This is a genomic window from Campylobacter sp. BCW_6871 (genome assembly GCF_001762325.1).
GTDB classification, from domain to species: Bacteria; Campylobacterota; Campylobacteria; order Campylobacterales; family Campylobacteraceae; genus Campylobacter_D; species Campylobacter_D jejuni.
Genome location: NZ_MJWQ01000053.1, coordinates 35,952 through 54,533, shown reverse-complemented (window position 1 = coordinate 54,533; position 18,582 = coordinate 35,952). Strand labels below are relative to the sequence as shown.

Annotated in this window: 20 protein-coding genes; 8 read left to right on the top strand and 12 right to left on the bottom strand. The window is 30.6% G+C overall.

Annotated features, from left to right (window positions below):
- Nucleotides 1–22: 22 nt before the first annotated feature.
- Nucleotides 23–1,048 (bottom strand): cytochrome-c peroxidase, encoded by a 1,026-nt coding sequence (locus AJ930_RS05980; RefSeq protein ID WP_002870765.1) that lies wholly within the window; start codon nt 1,046–1,048, stop codon nt 23–25.
- Nucleotides 1,049–1,248: 200 nt separating this feature from the next.
- Here AJ930_RS05980 and plsY point away from each other — a divergent pair, with 200 nt between their 5' ends.
- From plsY to AJ930_RS05955, 5 genes are all read left to right on the top strand, one after another.
- The gene (gene plsY / locus AJ930_RS05975; protein WP_070252428.1) at nt 1,249–1,857 is read left to right on the top strand and encodes a glycerol-3-phosphate 1-O-acyltransferase PlsY; all 609 of its coding nucleotides are present in this window, start codon (nt 1,249–1,251) and stop codon (nt 1,855–1,857) included.
- Complete coding sequence (locus AJ930_RS05970; RefSeq protein WP_002857609.1) at nt 1,842–2,159, top strand: dihydroneopterin aldolase; 318 nt, start codon at nt 1,842–1,844, stop codon at nt 2,157–2,159. Before plsY ends, AJ930_RS05970 begins: the two co-directional genes overlap by 16 nt.
- Before the next feature lie 78 nt (nt 2,160–2,237).
- Complete coding sequence (gene hsrA / locus AJ930_RS05965) at nt 2,238–2,909, top strand: homeostatic response regulator transcription factor HsrA (protein ID WP_002857553.1); 672 nt, start codon at nt 2,238–2,240, stop codon at nt 2,907–2,909.
- Between the two features lie 112 nt (nt 2,910–3,021).
- On the top strand, nt 3,022–3,267 hold the full coding sequence (locus AJ930_RS05960) for a YfhL family 4Fe-4S dicluster ferredoxin (RefSeq protein ID WP_002854647.1): 246 nt from the start codon (nt 3,022–3,024) through the stop codon (nt 3,265–3,267).
- A complete protein-coding gene (locus AJ930_RS05955; protein WP_070252429.1) occupies nt 3,267–4,727 on the top strand; it encodes a Ppx/GppA phosphatase family protein in 1,461 nt (486 codons plus the stop codon). Before AJ930_RS05960 ends, AJ930_RS05955 begins: the two co-directional genes overlap by 1 nt.
- On the opposite strand, the gene AJ930_RS05950 is transcribed toward AJ930_RS05955, so the two are convergent.
- From AJ930_RS05950 to AJ930_RS05910, 9 genes are all read right to left on the bottom strand, one after another.
- The gene (locus AJ930_RS05950; protein ID WP_070252430.1) at nt 4,724–5,521 is read right to left on the bottom strand and encodes a hypothetical protein; all 798 of its coding nucleotides are present in this window, start codon (nt 5,519–5,521) and stop codon (nt 4,724–4,726) included. The two genes, AJ930_RS05955 and AJ930_RS05950, sit on opposite strands and share 4 nt — an antisense overlap.
- On the bottom strand, nt 5,522–5,830 hold the full coding sequence (gene fliN, locus AJ930_RS05945) for a flagellar motor switch protein FliN (protein ID WP_002824739.1): 309 nt from the start codon (nt 5,828–5,830) through the stop codon (nt 5,522–5,524).
- Nucleotides 5,830–6,252, bottom strand: a complete 423-nt coding sequence (locus AJ930_RS05940) for a chemotaxis protein CheX (RefSeq protein ID WP_002854524.1) — start codon at nt 6,250–6,252, stop codon at nt 5,830–5,832. The genes fliN and AJ930_RS05940 overlap by 1 nt, the downstream gene beginning before the upstream one ends.
- A 70-nt stretch (nt 6,253–6,322) precedes the next feature.
- Nucleotides 6,323–7,072 carry a tryptophan synthase subunit alpha gene (trpA, locus tag AJ930_RS05935; RefSeq protein WP_053872660.1) on the bottom strand — a complete coding sequence of 250 codons (750 nt, stop codon included), beginning with the start codon at nt 7,070–7,072 and terminating at the stop codon, nt 6,323–6,325.
- A complete protein-coding gene (gene trpB, locus AJ930_RS05930) occupies nt 7,065–8,243 on the bottom strand; it encodes a tryptophan synthase subunit beta (RefSeq protein ID WP_070274996.1) in 1,179 nt (392 codons plus the stop codon). The genes trpA and trpB overlap by 8 nt, the downstream gene beginning before the upstream one ends.
- Complete coding sequence (locus AJ930_RS05925) at nt 8,240–8,839, bottom strand: phosphoribosylanthranilate isomerase (protein ID WP_002861117.1); 600 nt, start codon at nt 8,837–8,839, stop codon at nt 8,240–8,242. Before AJ930_RS05925 ends, trpB begins: the two co-directional genes overlap by 4 nt.
- Nucleotides 8,826–10,427 carry an anthranilate phosphoribosyltransferase gene (trpD, locus tag AJ930_RS05920; protein ID WP_070274995.1) on the bottom strand — a complete coding sequence of 534 codons (1,602 nt, stop codon included), beginning with the start codon at nt 10,425–10,427 and terminating at the stop codon, nt 8,826–8,828. Before trpD ends, AJ930_RS05925 begins: the two co-directional genes overlap by 14 nt.
- Complete coding sequence (locus tag AJ930_RS05915; RefSeq protein WP_070239990.1) at nt 10,424–11,674, bottom strand: anthranilate synthase component I family protein; 1,251 nt, start codon at nt 11,672–11,674, stop codon at nt 10,424–10,426. The genes trpD and AJ930_RS05915 overlap by 4 nt, the downstream gene beginning before the upstream one ends.
- A gap of 167 nt (nt 11,675–11,841) precedes the next feature.
- The gene (locus AJ930_RS05910) at nt 11,842–11,967 is read right to left on the bottom strand and encodes a hypothetical protein (protein ID WP_044778484.1); all 126 of its coding nucleotides are present in this window, start codon (nt 11,965–11,967) and stop codon (nt 11,842–11,844) included.
- A gap of 122 nt (nt 11,968–12,089) precedes the next feature.
- On the opposite strand from AJ930_RS05910, the gene AJ930_RS05905 reads away from it, so the two are divergent.
- The 3 genes from AJ930_RS05905 to AJ930_RS05895 all read left to right on the top strand — a co-directional run bounded on the left by AJ930_RS05905 (nt 12,090) and on the right by AJ930_RS05895 (nt 16,221).
- Nucleotides 12,090–12,875: a sulfite exporter TauE/SafE family protein gene (locus tag AJ930_RS05905; protein ID WP_002854334.1), complete on the top strand. Its 786-nt coding sequence runs from the start codon at nt 12,090–12,092 to the stop codon at nt 12,873–12,875.
- 72 nt (nt 12,876–12,947) lie between these two features.
- The gene (uvrA, locus tag AJ930_RS05900; RefSeq protein ID WP_002854378.1) at nt 12,948–15,773 is read left to right on the top strand and encodes an excinuclease ABC subunit UvrA; all 2,826 of its coding nucleotides are present in this window, start codon (nt 12,948–12,950) and stop codon (nt 15,771–15,773) included.
- Between the two features lie 4 nt (nt 15,774–15,777).
- On the top strand, nt 15,778–16,221 hold the full coding sequence (locus tag AJ930_RS05895) for a YqaA family protein (RefSeq protein ID WP_002854339.1): 444 nt from the start codon (nt 15,778–15,780) through the stop codon (nt 16,219–16,221).
- Here AJ930_RS05895 and AJ930_RS05890 read toward each other — a convergent pair.
- Both AJ930_RS05890 and AJ930_RS05885 read right to left on the bottom strand, forming a co-directional pair.
- A complete protein-coding gene (locus AJ930_RS05890) occupies nt 16,177–17,184 on the bottom strand; it encodes a nucleoside hydrolase (RefSeq protein ID WP_002854630.1) in 1,008 nt (335 codons plus the stop codon). The two genes, AJ930_RS05895 and AJ930_RS05890, sit on opposite strands and share 45 nt — an antisense overlap.
- On the bottom strand, nt 17,181–18,542 hold the full coding sequence (locus AJ930_RS05885; RefSeq protein WP_044780425.1) for an MFS transporter: 1,362 nt from the start codon (nt 18,540–18,542) through the stop codon (nt 17,181–17,183). Before AJ930_RS05885 ends, AJ930_RS05890 begins: the two co-directional genes overlap by 4 nt.
- Nucleotides 18,543–18,582: the final 40 nt, after the last annotated feature.

Here is an 18,582-nt window from a genome sequence, read left to right as displayed (position 1 = left end):
AAAATAGAGCTTGTTTGGAACCTTATAGTTCAGGTTTAGGAGTTTTTTCAGTAGAAATAGGAAGTTGTGGATAAACAATTGCTGGTTTTGTTCCTGTTAAAGATTTTAAGAAAGTTTCAATACTTTTTGCTTCTTTATCAGAAATTTTAATGCCAAGTTGCACACTACCCATTTCCTTAATAGCATCTTTTAGATTCCAAATAGCGCCATTATGAAAATATGGAGCAGTTTCAGCAACATTTCTTAAAGTTGGAGTTTTTACCATGCCATTTGCATCACCTTTAAAATCACCTAAATTTGCAAATTTATATTTACCAGCAACTTCAAACGCTTGCATATTGCCACCTAAATTCACACCATTATGACAAGCTACACAACCCTTGTCTATAAAAAGCTTTAAGCCTTTTTGTTCTTCTTTTGTTAAAGCTTTTTCATCGCCTTCTAAAAATTTATCAAAACGAGATGGAGTGATCAAAGTTCTTTCAAAATTTGCAATTGCATCAGCAATATTGTCAAAATTTACACCGCTTTTACCATAGATTTTTTTAAACTCACTAACGTATTCAGGCAAAGATGAAATTTTTTCTACTGCAAGTTTAGCAGGAGTTGCCATTTCAGGATCAGCTTGGATTGGACCTTTAGCTTGATCGGCTAATGTTCCTGCACGACCATCCCAAAATTGAGTATTATTTAAAACTGCATTATAAACTGTTGGTGAATTTAAATGATGAGGATTTGCTGTCCATTTATGACCTATTGCAGTACTGACTCCATCTGTTCCACCAAGTCCTACATTATGACAGGTATTACAAGAAATGATACCACTTTTTGAAAGGCGTGGTTCAAAATAAAGCTTTTTACCAAGCTCTGCTTTTTCAAGAGTAAATTCACTAGCCTTTACTCCATTTTGTTTTAAAATTTCATCAACGCCTTTTTGATCTTTTGGTAAGGCAACAAGACCTGAATTTTTAGCTTCATCTATAAGACTTGCAGCATTTAAGCTTGAAAAAGCAACTAAGGATGCAATTAGCAATGATTTTACTTTCATTTACAAACTCCTATTAAAGATAAATTAAAATAAAATAATAATCATTTAGAGCTTAAATAAAAATAAATATTATTAAAAAATATTTATAATTAATTAATACTATTTTTATCTTAAAAAATTATTTTTTGTTTATTTATTTTCACAAGATATAATTTTTAGTTATAAATCTTAAAATTTTAAGATGATTTGAAAAGGATATTATGGAAAATTTAATAATTTACGCTTTTATATATCTTTTAGGTTCAATCCCTTTTGGGCTAATCCTAGCTAAATTTTTTGCTAAAACTGATATCAAAAAAGAAGGTTCAAAAAGTATAGGGGCAACCAATGTTTTAAGAGTAGTAAAAGAAAAAAATCCCAAACTAGCAAAAAAACTTGCCATTGCTACAATAATTTTAGATTTTGCAAAAGCAGCTATTCCTTTACTAATCTTAAAATTTCTTCATTATGATCAAGCTTTGCTTTGGAGCGTGGCAGTTTTGGCTATTTTTGGACACTGTTTTTCAATTTACTTGTTATTTGAAGGAGGGAAAGGCATAGCAACAGGAGCAGGTGCTATGATAGTTTTGCTTCCATTGGAAGTGCTTACAGCATTTATTGTGTGGGCAGTTATTGGAAAAATTTTCAAAATATCTTCGCTAGCTTCTTTAGCAGCGTTACTTGCTTTTGTTGCAAGTTCTTTTATATTTAATTATGACTTAGAAATTCATACACATGCACCCGTTTTCATTATCGCTTTTATTATAGTATATAAACATCTACCTAATATTAAAAGATTGATTTTTAAAGAAGAATGCAAAGTCATATAAAAATAAAATTTCACTTTAAGTGTATCATCGGTATATTAGATTTCGAAAGAAGGAAAAAACAAAAAATTATTATCAAGCTTAAAGCTAAAGCAAATGAATTTTTAAATTATGCAGAGGTAATTACCAAAATTAAAAAATGGTATAAAAAAGAAGAATTTTACACCCTTGAAGAGTCTTTAGACTTTGTAAGCTTAAATTTAAAAAAAGATTTTCCTAATTTAACTAATCTTAACATAAAAATTTTCAAACCCCATATAATAAAAAATGCTACAGTTGGGGTTAAATTGAAAAAAAAATATTAATTTTTTTTTAAAGATATCTAAACATTTACTTAAGCTATGATATAATTCTTTAAATTTTTCTTAATAAGGATAGAACAAATGAGAATTTTAGTTATAGAAGATGAGATTAGCCTAAATAAAACAATTATAGACAATCTTAATGAATTTGGTTATCAAACCGATTCTTCTGAAAATTTTAAAGATGGAGAATACTTTATCGGCATTAGACATTATGATTTAGTTTTAGCAAACTGGACTTTACCTGATGGAGATGGAGCTGAACTTGTTAACACTATTAAGCATAAATCTCCAAGAACTTCAGTTATGATTATGTCTTCAAAAACAGACAAAGAAACAGAAATCAAAGCTTTGAAAGCTGGAGCTGATGATTTTGTTAAAAAACCTTTAGATTTTGATATTCTACTCGCAAGAATTGAAGCAAGACTAAGACTTGGCGGAACCAATGTTATTAAAATTGAAGACTTAGTTATTGATCCAGATGAGGAAAAAATTACTTATAAAGGTCAAGATATAGAACTTAAAGGAAAACCTTTTGAAGTTTTAACGCACTTAGCAAGACATTCGGATCAAATTGTATCCAAAGAACAACTTTTAGATGCTATCTGGGAAGAACCTGAGTTAGTAACTCCAAATGTTATCGAAGTAGCTATCAATCAAATTCGTCAAAAAATGGATAAACCGTTAAACATATCTACCATAGAAACAGTTCGTCGTAGAGGATACCGTTTCTGCTTCCCTAAAAAATCTTAACAATTTTGCACCTTCGGTGCAAAAAATTTATCTTTATTTCTATTTTTATATTTTATTTAAGTTTTGTTATTGTATAAACTAAAATTATTTTTTAAATTTTTGAAAGGTTATGATGTCTCTTTTAATTACAAAAGACTGCGTATGTTGTGATGCTTGCAGAGAAGAATGTCCTGATGAAGCTATTTATGAAAATAGTCCAATTTATGTAATAGACCCTGATCTTTGTTCAGAGTGCGTTAATGATTTTTCAGAGCCTGCCTGTATTGTTGCTTGCCCATATGAATGTATCATTCCTGATCCTGATAATGTAGAAACTATAGAAGAATTAAAACTCAAACATAGAGATAGAGAATTTTAATGGCAAAAAAAACAGCCGTTGTTGATCTTGGCTCAAACTCCATTAGAATGGTGATTTTTGAAAAAACTTCTAGATATGGTTTTTATACAACTTGCGAATACAAACGCAAAGTAAGACTTGGAGAAAATGCTTATAATAATGGCAAAATTCTCCAAGAAGAAGCCATGCAAAGAGCCGAAAATGCCTTAGCTTTTTTCAAACAATGTGCTTTAAAGCATAAGTGCAAAAAAATATTTATAGTAGGCACATCGGCCTTAAGAGATGCCCCAAATTCAAAAAATTTCATTAAAAGAATCAAAGATAATCTGTCTTTAAATATACGCTGTATAGATGGAAAAAGCGAAAGTTACTTAGGTGGTCTTGCGGCTTTAAATTTATTAAGTCCTTTTAAGGATGGAACCACTTTAGACATAGGTGGTGGTTCTAGTGAATTGTGTTTAATAAAAAATAATAGAATTATTTCTTGTATATCTCTTGATATTGGCACTGTTAGGCTAAAAGAATTGTTCTATGATACTGGAAAAATGGATTCTTTAGAAGAATTTATAAAACCAATTTTAGAACAAATTCCTAAAGAATTTTGCAATCAAAACCTTATTGCAATAGGTGGAAGCTTAAGAGCAATATCTAATTCCATTATGCAAAAAAATTCCTATCCACTGAAAAATTTACATGATTTTCGCTATATGCTAGATGAAGAAAAAGGACATATTTTAAAAATTTTTAATTCAAACTTAGACTCTTTAATCAATTTTGGCATAAAAAAGGATCGTTTTGATACCATTAAAGAGGGTATATTTATTTTTTTAAAGATTGCGGAAAAAATAAAAGCCAAACAAGTTATCACGAGTGGGGTTGGAATCAGAGAAGGAGTTTATTTACAAGATTTGCTTCGTCCTAAAATCACTTTTCCACCAAATTTCAATCCCAGTTTAAAATGTTTACAAGATAAATTTTTACAATCAAAACAAAAAAATAAAACTCCACATTTTGCTCTGCAAATTTTTACAACCCTTAAAAATCTTCATAAACTTAACGATAACTATAAGCATACTTTACTAAATGCTGCTAAATTATGCCATATTGGAGAATATTTAAATTTCTATTTTGCTAATGAACACTCTGCTCATTTTGTACTAGGTGGATTAAATTATGGATTTTCACATAAAGAAAAAGCTTTAATTGCTAGCATTATTAAGCTTAATGGAAAAAAAGTTAATCCTTATAATCTTGAACCCTATAAACAACTTTTACCCAATATTCATACCATTTCATGGCTTAATTTTATTTTGTGCCTAGCTAAAACTTTAAGCACAAATGAAGATAAGATTGATTTTGCTTTTGCAAACAATACTCTTTATATATATCAAGAAAACAAAATTCTTAATTTACCCAAAGATGAGCTCAAAAAAATTGCAAAACCAGCTACCATAGCATTAGCAATCAATCAAAAAATTTAAGATTTTTTACCTTTTTGACGCTGCTCTATAAGATTTTGAATTCTTTTTTTATTCTCTTCAAAAAAAGAATCAAAATTTTTCTCTGTTTTTTCTGTATGTTTTATTATTTGTTCCTCTGGAATTTCAACACTTTCTAAAAGCACATTGGAATTACCTATTATCATTGTATAACGTTTATTAGCGTGATCAAAAACAACAAGTTGATTATTTTTATCTAAAAATCTTTGGAAAATCATAGTAAAATCTCTAGAAACATTGTTATTTTTATAAACCATAGTCTTTTTAAACCACCAAAGCACTATTAACAAAATAACTAAAATCAGCATTACCAAGATATAATTTGTATAATCATACCCTTCTAAACTTGTACTTTTTGGTTTAGGCATTAATTCTTGAGAATTATTCACAGTAGTTGTAGGTACAGATTCGATATTTGCTTTTCCTTGCTCTATAGCTCGTATTCTTACTCCAAATTTATCATTGATAGAACTAAGTTCTAAATTAATATTTTGTTTGTTTTGTAGCATAATATAGGTATTATTATTTTTAGAACTAATACTAATTTTATCTACAAGTTGAGAGTTAAGTTCTTTTAATTCATCTTTAGAATACGTTAAATCACTAAAAGTTAAAAGAGTTAAATTTTTTTCTTTTTTTTGAGAAATCTTGCCATTATAAGCATTATCAAAAGAAAGCATTAAATCTACTCGGTCATTTCTATCATAGATATTATAACTAATCAACTCAACACTATATAAAGGTAAAATTAAAAAAAATAATACTAGTAATCTCATTTAAATTTCTTTTTTAAAGTATTGAAGCACAGTCTTAGAATCCAAAATTTCATTAATTCTTATAGCGAGATTTTTTTCATAAACCATAACCTCGCCTTTGCCAAAAATTCTTTTATTGATATAAAGCTCAACGCTTTCTCCAGCAGGCTTTTCAAGATCAATAACCGAGCCTACTTCAAGTTTTAAAAGCTCCGCTACACTCATATTTGTAGTTCCAAGCTCGCTTACAAAATCTACTGTAATATCTAAGATATCTTCATAAGATTGTAAAAGCCCATGATGAATATTAAACTCTATATCATCGCTCATTATTTGCAATATCCTATTCTAAAATAACAATTTTCAAATTTATAAGTTAAAGCTTCATCTAGAACTATTTCAGAAAAATCAACTTTTCCTAAATATTCCGGAATTCCGAGTTTATACTCGTCATCACCCTTGGCATCATTTAACAAATTTTTAGCATAACCTATAATCTGATTGGCGCATTCTTTAGTTAAATCGCACCAGTCATCTTCTTTAAATTTTTCATCATTAATTAAAATTTCTGCAATTTTTTTTAAAAATTCTTTTGGAAAAAATAAATAAAAATTACATTCTCCTTCGCTTTTGCCCATGATAGGAATACTCGCTCCATAAAGTTCACCGCTTATATCTTGAGCTGCTTCAATGCGAAGTCTTAAGATATGCTCGCAAAAATGAGTGATGGAATACTCAAGAATCTTTAACATAGCTACCACCTTTATAAAAAACTTAATTTAAAATTATAGTAAATATAAAATAAAAATATGTTTTAAAATTTTATTTTTTGAAAATTTCTTCAATATCTTTCATTATTATATCTAATTTTTCTTGTTTAAAACACTTTACTATACTAGTTCCTACAATCACTCCGTCAGCAACTTTTCTCATTCTTTTTACATCTTGATTATTTTGAATACCAAAACCTACAAAAATAGGTAAATTTGTAAAAGATCTGATTTCTCTTGCTTTATCTTGCAAGATTGCTTCTTCGACACTTTTTGTACCTGTAATACCTATACTTGCTAATAAATAAATAAAACCTTTAGCATGTTTTACTAACTTTTTAACCCTTTCTTTAGGGGTTGTAACGCTTACAAGTGTGATTAAAGCTATATTATATTTTTCACACTCTTTAATCAAATCATCACTTTCTTCAAAACTCAATTCAGGTACAATCAAAGCACAAATCCCTAAAGATTTTGCTTTTTTCACAAATTTTTCCAAACCATAAGAAAAAATTAGATTATAATAAACCATAAAAACCAAAGCTTTTTTAGTTTTTACTCTAGCTAAAAGCTCAAAAACACTATGAATATCTACACCTTGATCAAGAGCTATTTTTGCCGCATCTGCAATAATCTCACCATCTGCAATAGGATCACTATAAGCAACACCAAGTTCTAAAATATCAATAGGGCTTTGATCTAATCTTTGCAAAAAAGCTTCACTTGTTTGAAGATTTGGATAACCTAAAACCGTATAAGCCACATTTGCATTTTCTTTATAAAATTTTCTAAAATCAACCATAAATCACCCCTTTTTTATAATCTCTAATCATTTGCATATCTTTATCTCCCCTGCCTGAAAGATTTACTACTATCACGCTTTTCTTTTTTAAAGTTGGACAAAGTTTTTCTAAAAATGCCAAAGCATGCGAACTTTCAATCGCTGCAATAATACCTTCTTCTTTACAGAGTAATTTTAAAGCTTGCATACATTCTTCATCACTTATAGCATGATATTGTGCTCTTTTACTTTCAAATAAAAAAGCATGCAAAGGACCAATTCCTGGATAATCAAGCCCTGCAGAAACACTATACACAGGCAAGATATTGCCTAAATCATCTTGTAAAACCTTGGTTTTCATACCGTGAATAATGCCTATTTTCCCCTTATTTAAAGTCGCTGCATGATAAGGAGTATCAATGCCAAGCCCCCCTGCTTCAATACCTATAAGTTTAACATTTTCATCTTTGATAAAATCATAAAATATTCCTGCCGCATTGCTTCCACCCCCAACAGCTGCGATAATATAATCTACTTTTTTATTAAGTTTTTGAAGTTGCATTTTGCATTCTTTTCCTATAATGCTTTGAAAATGCGTTACTATTTTAGGATAAGGATAAGGACCTACCGCACTTCCAACCACATAAAAAATATTTTTAATATCTCCAACCCAAGCTTGAATAGCGGCAGTAGTAGCTTCTTTTAGAGTTTTAAGCCCGCTTTGTACTGCATGAATTTTAGCACCCAAAAGCTCCATTTTATAAACATTTAAAGCCTGCCTTTGCACATCGATTGCCCCCATATAAATTTCACATTCAAGTCCTAAAAGTGCTGCCGCAGTGGCTGTTGCAAGCCCGTGTTGACCTGCTCCTGTTTCTGCTATGATTTTTTTCTTTCCCATTTTTTTTGCTAAAAGGGCTTGAGCGATGGCATTATTGATTTTATGTGCTCCAGTATGATTTAAATCCTCGCGTTTTAAATAAATTTCATGCTGATATTTTTTGCTTAAATTTCTAGCAAAATAAAGCGGAGTAGGACGCCCCACATAAGTTTTTAAAAGATCGTTTAATTCTTTTTTAAAGAGTTTATCTTTAGAAAATTTCAAAAAAGCACTTTCTAGCTCATTTAAAGCAAACATTGCACTTTCAGGCAAAAACTGCCCACCAAAATCCCCATAATACGCTTTTTTCATTTTTTCAGCTCCTTTAAAATTTGTTTTATTTTGTTGATATCTTTTAAGCCTTTTTCATCTTCAAGTTTTGAATTAAGATCTAAAATTTTAGCTCCTGTTTTTACAGCCTTATGAATATTATCCAAACCTATGCCTCCAGCTAATGCAAAATCTTTAGTATAAGAACTTAATAAAGTCCAATTAAAACTTATTCCATTACCGCCCTTTAAAATTCCCTTAGCATCAAAAAGCACTAAATCAGCAAAAATTTCACTTTTTAAATCTAAACTATTTTCCACACTTATCACCTGCCAAACAAAAACATTTTGCACCTTTAAAATTTTAAATTCTTCTTTGGTAATAGTGCGATAAATTTGCATCCCATCAAGCTTAACTTCTTTAATACATCTTAAAATTTGTTCCAAATTTTCATCTACAAAAACACCAACAACTTTTTTATCTTTCTCATGAAAAATTGCACTTAAATTTCTTGCTTGATTTAAACTCACTCTTCTTGGACTTTTAGCAAAAATAAGTCCAAAAAAATCAATATTTAAAAAAGCTAAATCTTTAGCATTTTTTTCATCTTTAATGCCACAAATTTTAAGCTTTAGCATAAGCTTGATACTCCTTAAAATACTCTATAACTTTACCTGAATAAATGGCTTCTAAAATCATATCTTTAGCCACTAAAGGCGAACTTGCTTTATTGGCTGTATAAAGTGCAAACATAGCATTTAAAACTACTAAATCAAATTTTGCCCCTTGCATTTTACCACTTAAAATATCTTTTAAATCCTTAGCGTTTTCATATGCACTAGACCCTATGATTTCACTATGAAAAGCTCTTTTAAAACCAAATTGTTCAGGACAGATAGAATACTCTAAAATTTCTCCTTCACAAAGCTCATAAATTTTACTTTCATCGCAAATACTAAGCTCATCCATACCATCATTTCCTCTTACCACTAAAGCTTTTTTGCGTCCTAAATTTTTTAAAACCTCTATCAAAAGCCTATGCACAGGTGCGTGATAATTTCCCATAAGTTGATATTTTAACTTTAAATTAGGGTGCAATAAAGGACCTAAAACATTAAAAACCGTTCTTACTCCAAGCCTTGATCTAATCTCTTTAAGTTCTCCTACTAAAGGATGGAAAAATGGAGCATGTAAAAAACTAAGCCCTTGATTGTTTAGTTGTTTTAAAGCTAATTCTAAAGTATTTGGAGTAGGTATATTTAAAGCTTCTAACACATCTGTACTTCCACTAGAACTTGAAATGGCACGATTTCCGTGTTTGGCTACTTTTACTCCTAAAGCTGCTAAAATAAAAGCACTAGTCGTAGAAACATTGATACTTTTAAAACCATCTCCACCCGTTCCACAAATATCAATCATCTCACTCTCATCACTAAAAGTTTGAGAATATCTTAAAATTTGTCTTACAAAAGCACTTAAAGATTTTTCGTTTAAAGACTTTTCCGTGATTAAAATCAACAAAGCCACCACTTGCAAAATTTCATAATCTTTAGACATAATAATCTTACAAATTTGCTCAAAATCATCGCTTTGTAAAAAATGATTTTCACTCATTTTTTGCAAATAAAAACTTAAAGGATTTTCTTGTTTTTGTGATTTTTTTATATCTTGTTTTAAAAAATTAGAAAAAAGCTGTAAGCCATATTCACTAAAATAGCTTTCAGGATGAAATTGCACACCATAATAAGGTAAATTTTTATGTCCCAAAGCCATAATCACACCCTTTTCATCAAGGGCTAAAATTTCAAGCTCATCACTAAGCTGTTTAACCTCTAAAGAATGATAACGCATCACGCTAAAATTTGAAGGCAAATTAGAAAATAATTCATTTTCCTTGCATTGTTTTATCAAAGAATTTTTTGCATGCATAGGCTCTTGCATCTTAACCACTAAAGAATCAAAAGCTAAAGCTAAAGCTTGATGTCCTAAGCAAATGCCCAAAACAGGGATATTAAGCCTTGCTTTAAAAATTTCAAGACAAATCCCACTTTGACTGGGATGTTTTGGACCAGGGCTTAAAATAATATGAGTAGGATTTAAATTTTTAATTTCACTCAGAGAAATTTCATCATTTCTTCTTACTAAAATTTCATCATTGCTGAGTTGTTCTAACATGCTTTTAACATTAAAAACAAAAGAATCATAATTATCAATTAAAAGTATCATTGATTTTCCTTTTTTAATTTTTCAAAAGCTACCAAAAGTGCCTTGCGTTTAGCACAAATTTCTGCATATTCTTTTTGACTCTCACTTTGCAAAACAATACCCGCCCCACTTGCCAAATAAGCCTTATCTTGAGTAAAAAAAGCGCAACGGATTAAAATCGCTAAAGTTATATCTTCATTGAAATTTAAAAATCCTACCGCACCACCATAAACTCCACGATCACAATCTTCAAGCTCACTAATGATCTCTAAAGCTCTTATTTTAGGAGCTCCACTTAAAGTTCCCGCTGGAAAAACTGCTTCAATCACATCGAAAATACTCGCATCTTCTTTCATATTGGCATACACTTCACTCACTATATGCATGACAAATTTATTTTTAATAATAGAAAAAAGATTTTCCACCCTTGTTTGAGTGCCAAATTTAGAAGCATCATTTCTTGCTAAATCTACAAGCATCTTATGTTCACTAAGTTCTTTTTCATCACTTAAAAGATCTTTTTCTAAAGCCAAAAGATCGCAGTTATTTTCCAAATTTCTAGTTCCAGCAATAGGGGCTAAATAAATCTCTCTTTTTTTAATTTTTAATAAAAACTCTGGAGAAGAACCCAAAACAACACCATATTTACTTGGAAAATAAAACATATAAGCGCTTGGATTTAAAACACTTAAACTCTCATAATAATCAAAAGCATTTACTTGATGCTTGATACAAAGTTGCTTACTTAAGACCACTTGAAAAATATCTCCACTTAAAAGATATTCTTTAGCTTTTTCACACATTTTTAAAAAATCATTTTTTTCATCTTCTAAAGAGTTTAAAATTTCAAAATCATTTTTTTGCTTCGTTTTTATTGGCTCAATATCATCTTTTAAATATTCAAAATATTTTGAAGCGCCAAATTTAAAAAATATCTTACTATTTTTCTCATAAATCAAATAAGCTTTAGCATTGGCGAATAAAAATAAAGGAAAATCATAATTTTTCTTAGAAGAAAGTGGAATTTTTTCAAACAAAGATACAAAATTTGCACTAAAAACTCCAAAAAATCCAGCAAAATCGCAAATTTTATTCTTGCTTAAAGCTTCATAATATTTTGCCTTAAACTCGCTAAAGGATAATTCATTAGCATCTAAATAATCACAATCAATCCCTATAATTACCTTAGTCAAATCCTCTGCAAAATAAGAATTTTCAAATTTTTCAAGGATTTGTCTGTAATAAAAATTTACATTTTTAACAAACATAATAAACCTTTTTAAAAATTAAAATAAATTAAAATAACATTAAAGAAAAAATTTAGATAAAAAGAAGTTTAGAAACGCCAAGAGCGAAGAGTATGTGTAAGTTTTAAAATCAAAGAACTACTAAAAAAACCATTTTCACTCATCTTTTACCTTTCTTATAAAATATTTCAAAAATTAAGACTTTTATGAAAATTTTTAAAGTCTAAATTAATTTTAATCAATAAATATAAAATTTGCTTTAAATTTAAAATAAATATTATAAAATCTTTATATTTTATAATATTTTGAAACATTTTTACGATGCTTAAAGTTACCAAAAAAATATTCTATTTTTATAAAAAACTAAGATAATACTTAGCTTAATAAGATAAAATTATTCCGTATTTGAAATATTTAATATTTTTTAGGAAAAGCTATGGAAATCACAGATTTACCTTATCTAATCATAGGAATCATTTCAGGTATTGCTTCTGGACTTTTTGGCATTGGTGGAGGTATGATTATCGTTCCTTCTATGTTCGCACTTGGAGCAAGTGCTCACCATGCTATCGGAATTTCAGTATTGCAAATGATTTTTGCAGCAGTTTTTGGCTCTTATATTAATTATAAGAAAAAAAATCTAAATCTTAAAGATGGTATTATGATAGGTTTTGGAGGGCTCATAGGGGCAAGCTTTAGCGGAATGCTTTTAAAAGCTTTAAGCGATGTAGCTCTTACTAGCGTATTTTTGGCGGTAAGTTGTATATTTTTTATCAAATATGCTTTTGGAATTAAAGAAAACATTGTGCAAAATCAAAGAAGCGTTTGGGTAAAGAATGTCATTTTATTTATTGCTGGAGCTTTTACTGGTATTTTTGCTATTTCTTTGGGAATTGGTGGTGGACTTTTAATTGCTCCGATTTTAGCTTATTTTTTAGGCTATGATAGTAAAAAAGTTGTTTCTTTATCCTTGTTTTTTGTTATTTTTGCTTCAGTCTCTGGTATTATATCTTTTTCAAATTCTGGAGTTATAGACTCTGAAGTTATTCATAAAGGAATACTAGTAGGTATAGCTTCTATGGTTGGAGTTTTTATAGGAATTAAAATCATAGAAAAAATGCATATTTCAGCTCATAGAAAAATTTTACTTTGCGTATATGCCTTATCAATACTTGGAACCACCCACTCTTTACTTAATAAGCTAAATCTTATAAATTTTTAACTTGGATTTATCCAAGTTCTTTTAATATTATTATGCTAAAATCTTAAATTTATTTAATGTTTAGGAAAGACTATGAACGATACCATCAAAATCATTGGTGCAAGAGAAAATAACCTAAAAAATATCCACCTTGAAATTCCCAAAAACAAACTCATTGTTTTTACAGGACTGAGTGGGAGTGGAAAATCAACCCTTGCTTTTGGAACTCTTTATGCTGAAGGACAACGCCGTTATATAGAAAGTTTAAGCGCTTATGCTAGACAATTTTTAGATAAGGTAGGCAAACCTGATGTTGATAAAATCGAAGGTTTAACCCCAGCCATTGCTATAGATCAAAAAACCACTTCTAAAAACCCACGCTCTACCGTAGGAACCATCACTGAAATTTATGATTATCTAAGACTTTTATATGCAAGAGTAGGTATTCAACATTGTCATCAATGTGGACAAAAAATCTCATCTATGAGTGCAAGTGATATAGTCAGTGAAATTTTAAAATTTCCAAAAGGTGCAAAAATCATCATCTACGCTCCACTCATACGAGAAAAAAAAGGAACTTATGCAGATTTACTTGAAAATTTACGCAACAAAGGCTATGTAAGAGCTCAAATCGATGGAGTTTTAGTAAGACTTGATGAAGAAATTGAACTGGCTAAAACCAAAAAACACACCATTAAACTTGTCATAGATAGACTTGAAATTCAAGAAGATTTACTTTCTCGCCTTGCAAGCGATATAGAAAAAGGTTTACAAGAAAGCTTTGGAGAAATAGAAATAGAAGTTTTAAATCATGAAGAAATAAACCTTAATAAACACTATCATTTTAGCGAGCATTCAGCTTGTTTTGATTGTAAAATTTCCTTTGTTCCACTTGAACCTTTAAGCTTTTCTTTTAATTCTCCAAAAGGAGCATGTGAAGCTTGTGATGGACTTGGAATTCGTTATACTTTAGATATGAAAAAAATCATCGATGAAAATTTAAGCCTCGAAAATGGTGCTGTTAAAATCATGTATGGTTTTAACAAAAGTTATTATTATAAATTCCTAATCGCCTTTTGCGAACAAAATGAAATTCCTATCAAAATACCTTTTATGCAATTAAGCGAAGAACAAAAACGCCTTGTATTGTATGGTAATGCCAAAACTATAGAATTTCTTTGGAAAAGAAATCGTCTAAAACGCACTTTTGAAGGCGTGGTTAAAATGGCTTATGAAATGCTAAAAGATGAAAAAGATTTAGCCGAATATATGAGTGAAAAAATTTGTAAAGACTGCGGTGGGCATCGTTTAAAACCCGAAAGTTTAGCCGTGAAAGTAGCCAAAAAAGGCTTGGGTGAAATTTTAGATATGAGCATAGAAGATAGTACGGCCTTTTTTGCAGATGAGAAAAATTTTTCTTATTTAAGCGAGCAACAAAAACTTATTTCTAAACCTATCCTAAAAGAAATCAACGAAAGATTGTTTTTCTTGTATGATGTGGGGCTAGGTTATCTTTCCTTAGGGCGCGATGCAAGAACGATTAGTGGGGGTGAAGCACAAAGAATCCGCATAGCTTCACAAATTGGCAGTGGTTTAAGCGGAGTGATGTATGTCTTAGATGAGCCTAGCATAGGACTTCATGAAAGAGATACTGCAAAACTGATTAAAACTTTAAGAAATTTACAACAAAAGGGCAATACCCTAATTGTCGTAGAGCATGATAAAATGACTATAGAAGAAGCAGATTTTATTGTGGATATTGGCCCAAAAGCAGGAAAATTTGGAGGTGAGGTTGTATTTAGTGGAACTTATAAAGAACTTTTAAAAAGCAAAAGCGAAACTGCACTTTATATGAATGGGAAAAAACAAATTTCACAACTTCAAAACAGAGCACAAAAAGAATGGCTTGAACTTAAAAATGTAAATATTAACAATATCCAAGATTTAAGCGTAAAATTTCCTTTACAAAATTTAGTCGCTATAACAGGAGTTTCAGGTTCTGGAAAAAGTTCTTTGATACTTCAAACCCTACTTCCTTTTGCACAAGAGGAATTAAACCGGGCTAAAAAAGTTAAAAAACTTGGTGGGGTGCAAATAGAAGGACTTGAAAAACTTGATAAAGTTATTTATCTTGATCAAAGCCCAATTGGACGCACACCACGTTCAAATCCTGCCACCTATACAGGCGCTATGGATGAAATCAGAAATCTTTTTGCCGCCACTAAAGAAGCTAAAATGCGTGGTTATAAAGCAGGACGCTTTTCTTTTAATGTAAAAGGGGGAAGATGTGAGAAGTGTAGCGGAGATGGAGAAATCAAAATAGAAATGCATTTTTTACCTGATGTTATGGTGGTTTGTGATACTTGCGGGGGCAAACGCTACAATGATGCCACGCTAGAAATCAAATATAAAGGCAAAAATATCAGTGAAATTTTAAATATGAGTGTTTTAGAAGCGAGTGAATTTTTTACAGCCGTTCCTAAAATCAAACAAAAATTAGACACTCTAGTAAAAGTGGGCTTAGATTATCTAACCCTAGGACAAAATGCCACCACCTTAAGTGGAGGTGAAGCACAAAGAATCAAACTTGCCAAAGAACTAAGTCGTAGCGATACAGGAAAAACCCTTTATATACTTGATGAGCCTACAACAGGACTGCATTTTGAAGATGTTAATAAACTCATCTTAGTTTTACAACATTTAGTTGATCTTAAAAATTCGGTTTTTGTGATAGAGCATAATTTAGATGTGATTAAAAATGCTGATTATATCATCGATATGGGGCCTGAAGGCGGAGTTAAAGGCGGCAAGGTTATTAGCACAGGAAGCGTGGAAAAAGTCGCTAAAGAACACAAAAAAACCCGTTCTTACACAGGATATTATCTAGACTTAGAGCTTAAAAATACACAAAAATCATAATTTTATGTTTGATTTTTTATATAATGATATAAGTTATTTAGGACTTTTTATAGTGTGTTTTCTTTCAAGCACACTATTACCTTTGGCAAGCGAAGCCTTTGTTTTAGGCTTTATAAAACTTGATTTTAATCCAAATTTAGTGCTTATCGTAGCTACTTTGGGTAATACCTTAGGAAGTTTAAGTACTTATGGCTTGGCTTATCTTGGTAAGCAAAAAATTTTAGAAAAATACTTTAGCAAATCCTTGAAAAAATTAGAAAATTTCAATGCTAATTTTGCCAAATTTGGAAGTATATTTGCTTTTTTAAGCTTTTTACCTTTAGTGGGAGATCTTTTTGCCTTAGGACTTGGTTTTGCGAAATATTCTTTTTTAAAAACTATATTTTTTATCTTACTTGGAAAATTAAGTCGTTATGCTTTCATAATTTTCATAGCAAACTCCTTTTAAAAGCCTCTCTTTTATAAGTTTTAAAAGCTTTGCATTGTCTACATTTTTTAAAATTTTAACACAATTTTTAGTGCTTAAATCCATCCCCATACTCATTTTTGGTTCTTTAAAGCAACGCCAACTCATACCTCTTGCCAAAGAACTATCGCAAATAACATCAGCATAACACTCATCAAAATCTGCAATACTAGAATCTAATGCGTAAGCTATCGTTAAAGCGTCATGTATCCAAGTTCCCTTTGTACCACGTGTTTTAGAAGCATAATCAATCCAAACGCCTAAAGTTTCAACGATAAAATCGCATAAAATATTCTTAGCTTGCAACTCTTTTAAATCCTCATGAGTCAATAAAGTCTGCATGGTTACATTATAAGGTACGAGTGTAATTTTAGCTCTTGAATTTAACACTATACTAGCCGCCTCAGGATCGAAACCAAAATTTGTATCTTTAGTGTAATAAGGCATATCAAAACTACCGCCCATAATAAAAAGCTCTTTAAGATTTATATCAAAATCTTTAAAAATTTTCATAGCCATAGCGATATTTGTCAAAGGTCCTATCGCACAAATAGAAATTTCTTTAGGATTTTTACCCACCAACTCACCCATTTTAAAAATCGCATCAGGATTTATATTTTCTAAAATTTCAGGACTTTTTATATTTTCCCAAAGATATTCGAGTTTAAAATTTTTTACACTTTCATCAAGTCTTTGACGCCAAGCTTTACTTGGTTCTTTTAAGGCTTCATTCGCTCCTAAATAAACGGGGATATTTAAATTTAAACGTTTAAATAAATCCTTAGCCACGCTATAGGCAACAAGACTTGGAACATTACCGCAAATTGTGCTTAGCATTTCAAGTTTGATTTCTTTAGATGCCAAAATCAAAGCAAGCGCTAAACCATCATCGGTATTTGCTCCTGCAATAGCATTGCCTATATCCGTGTCTAAAATAAGTCTCATATCGCATCTTCTATTTTATTTAAATCTCTGCCTCTAGTTTCTGGCGCAAAAAATGTAGTCACAAAACCTATACCTGCAGTTAATACAAAATACGTTGCGATAGGCCACCAAGTGCCATAATACGCAAGCAAAGCAGAAGCCACCATAGGCGCTGTTCCTCCTGAAAGAATAGAACCTAGCTCCTTAGCAAAAGCCATTTTTGTATAACGGTTTTTTACCCCAAAAAGTTCTACACCCCAAGCCGCTTGTACACCAAAAATCCCTAAAGATGCTAAAGACATACCTACAATAATAGTTAAAATCACAATAATTTCATTTTTACTATCTAAAAGCATAAAAGCAGGAAAAGCATAAATCATCAAAAGCAAACAAAACATTCTATAAGTAATACGTCTTCCAAATCTATCACTTAAATAACCTGCCAAAGGAATAACCAAAAAACCCGCCAATGAAGCTATCATTACCGCTGTAGTGGCAACTGATTTGTCTAAAAGTAAAATTTTAGTCACATAACCTACAATAAAACCTTGCGCAAGATAAGAAGGTCCGTTTTCGCCTATTCTTAAGCCCACCATAGTCCAAAAAGCACGACTTCTTTGCCAAAAACTTCTTTCATCTTTTTTCATATGCTTTTCGTTATTAAGACGCAATTTCATCATTTCATTTTTTTGCTTTTCAAAAACAGGGGTTTCTTTGACATGAAAACGAATATATACAGCAAAAAGAGCGATTAAAATACTTCCCATAAAAGGAACTCTCCAACCCCATTCTTTAAAACTCGCTTCATCCATTTGTACCATCAAAAGCCATACAAAAGACGCAAGCAAAGTTCCGCTATTTGATCCTAAGGCAATCACAGAAGAAACAAGCCCTCTTCTCTTGCTAGGAGCATATTCTCCAAGCATAACTGTTCCACCTGAAAGTTCAGCTCCTGCGCCAAAACCCTGCATAAAACGTAATGCAACCAAACAAATAGGCGCCCAAACACCAATCACTGCATAGCTTGGAATAAAACCTATAAGAGTAGTTGAAATTCCCATTAAAGCTATTGTAGCCATCATAACATTTTTTCTTCCGTGTTTATCACCTAAATAACCAAAAAACAAAGCCCCAATAGGTCTTGCAATAAAACCTATGCCATAAGTTACAAAACTAAGCAAAAGTGCAATTACTGGAGTTTGCTCAGGAAAAAACACTTCTGAAAAAATTGTTGCAGCTGCTAAACCATAAAGTGCAAAATCTGCATATTCCATAGCAGTTCCCAACCAGCAAGAAAAAACTGCCTTTTTAAAAACTTTCCTACCTTCAGGTGTATTAAAATTCTTATCCGCAATTCCATCAATTTGCTGATTTGTCATTACATTATCCTTATATTTTAATATATTTTTTTATAAATAA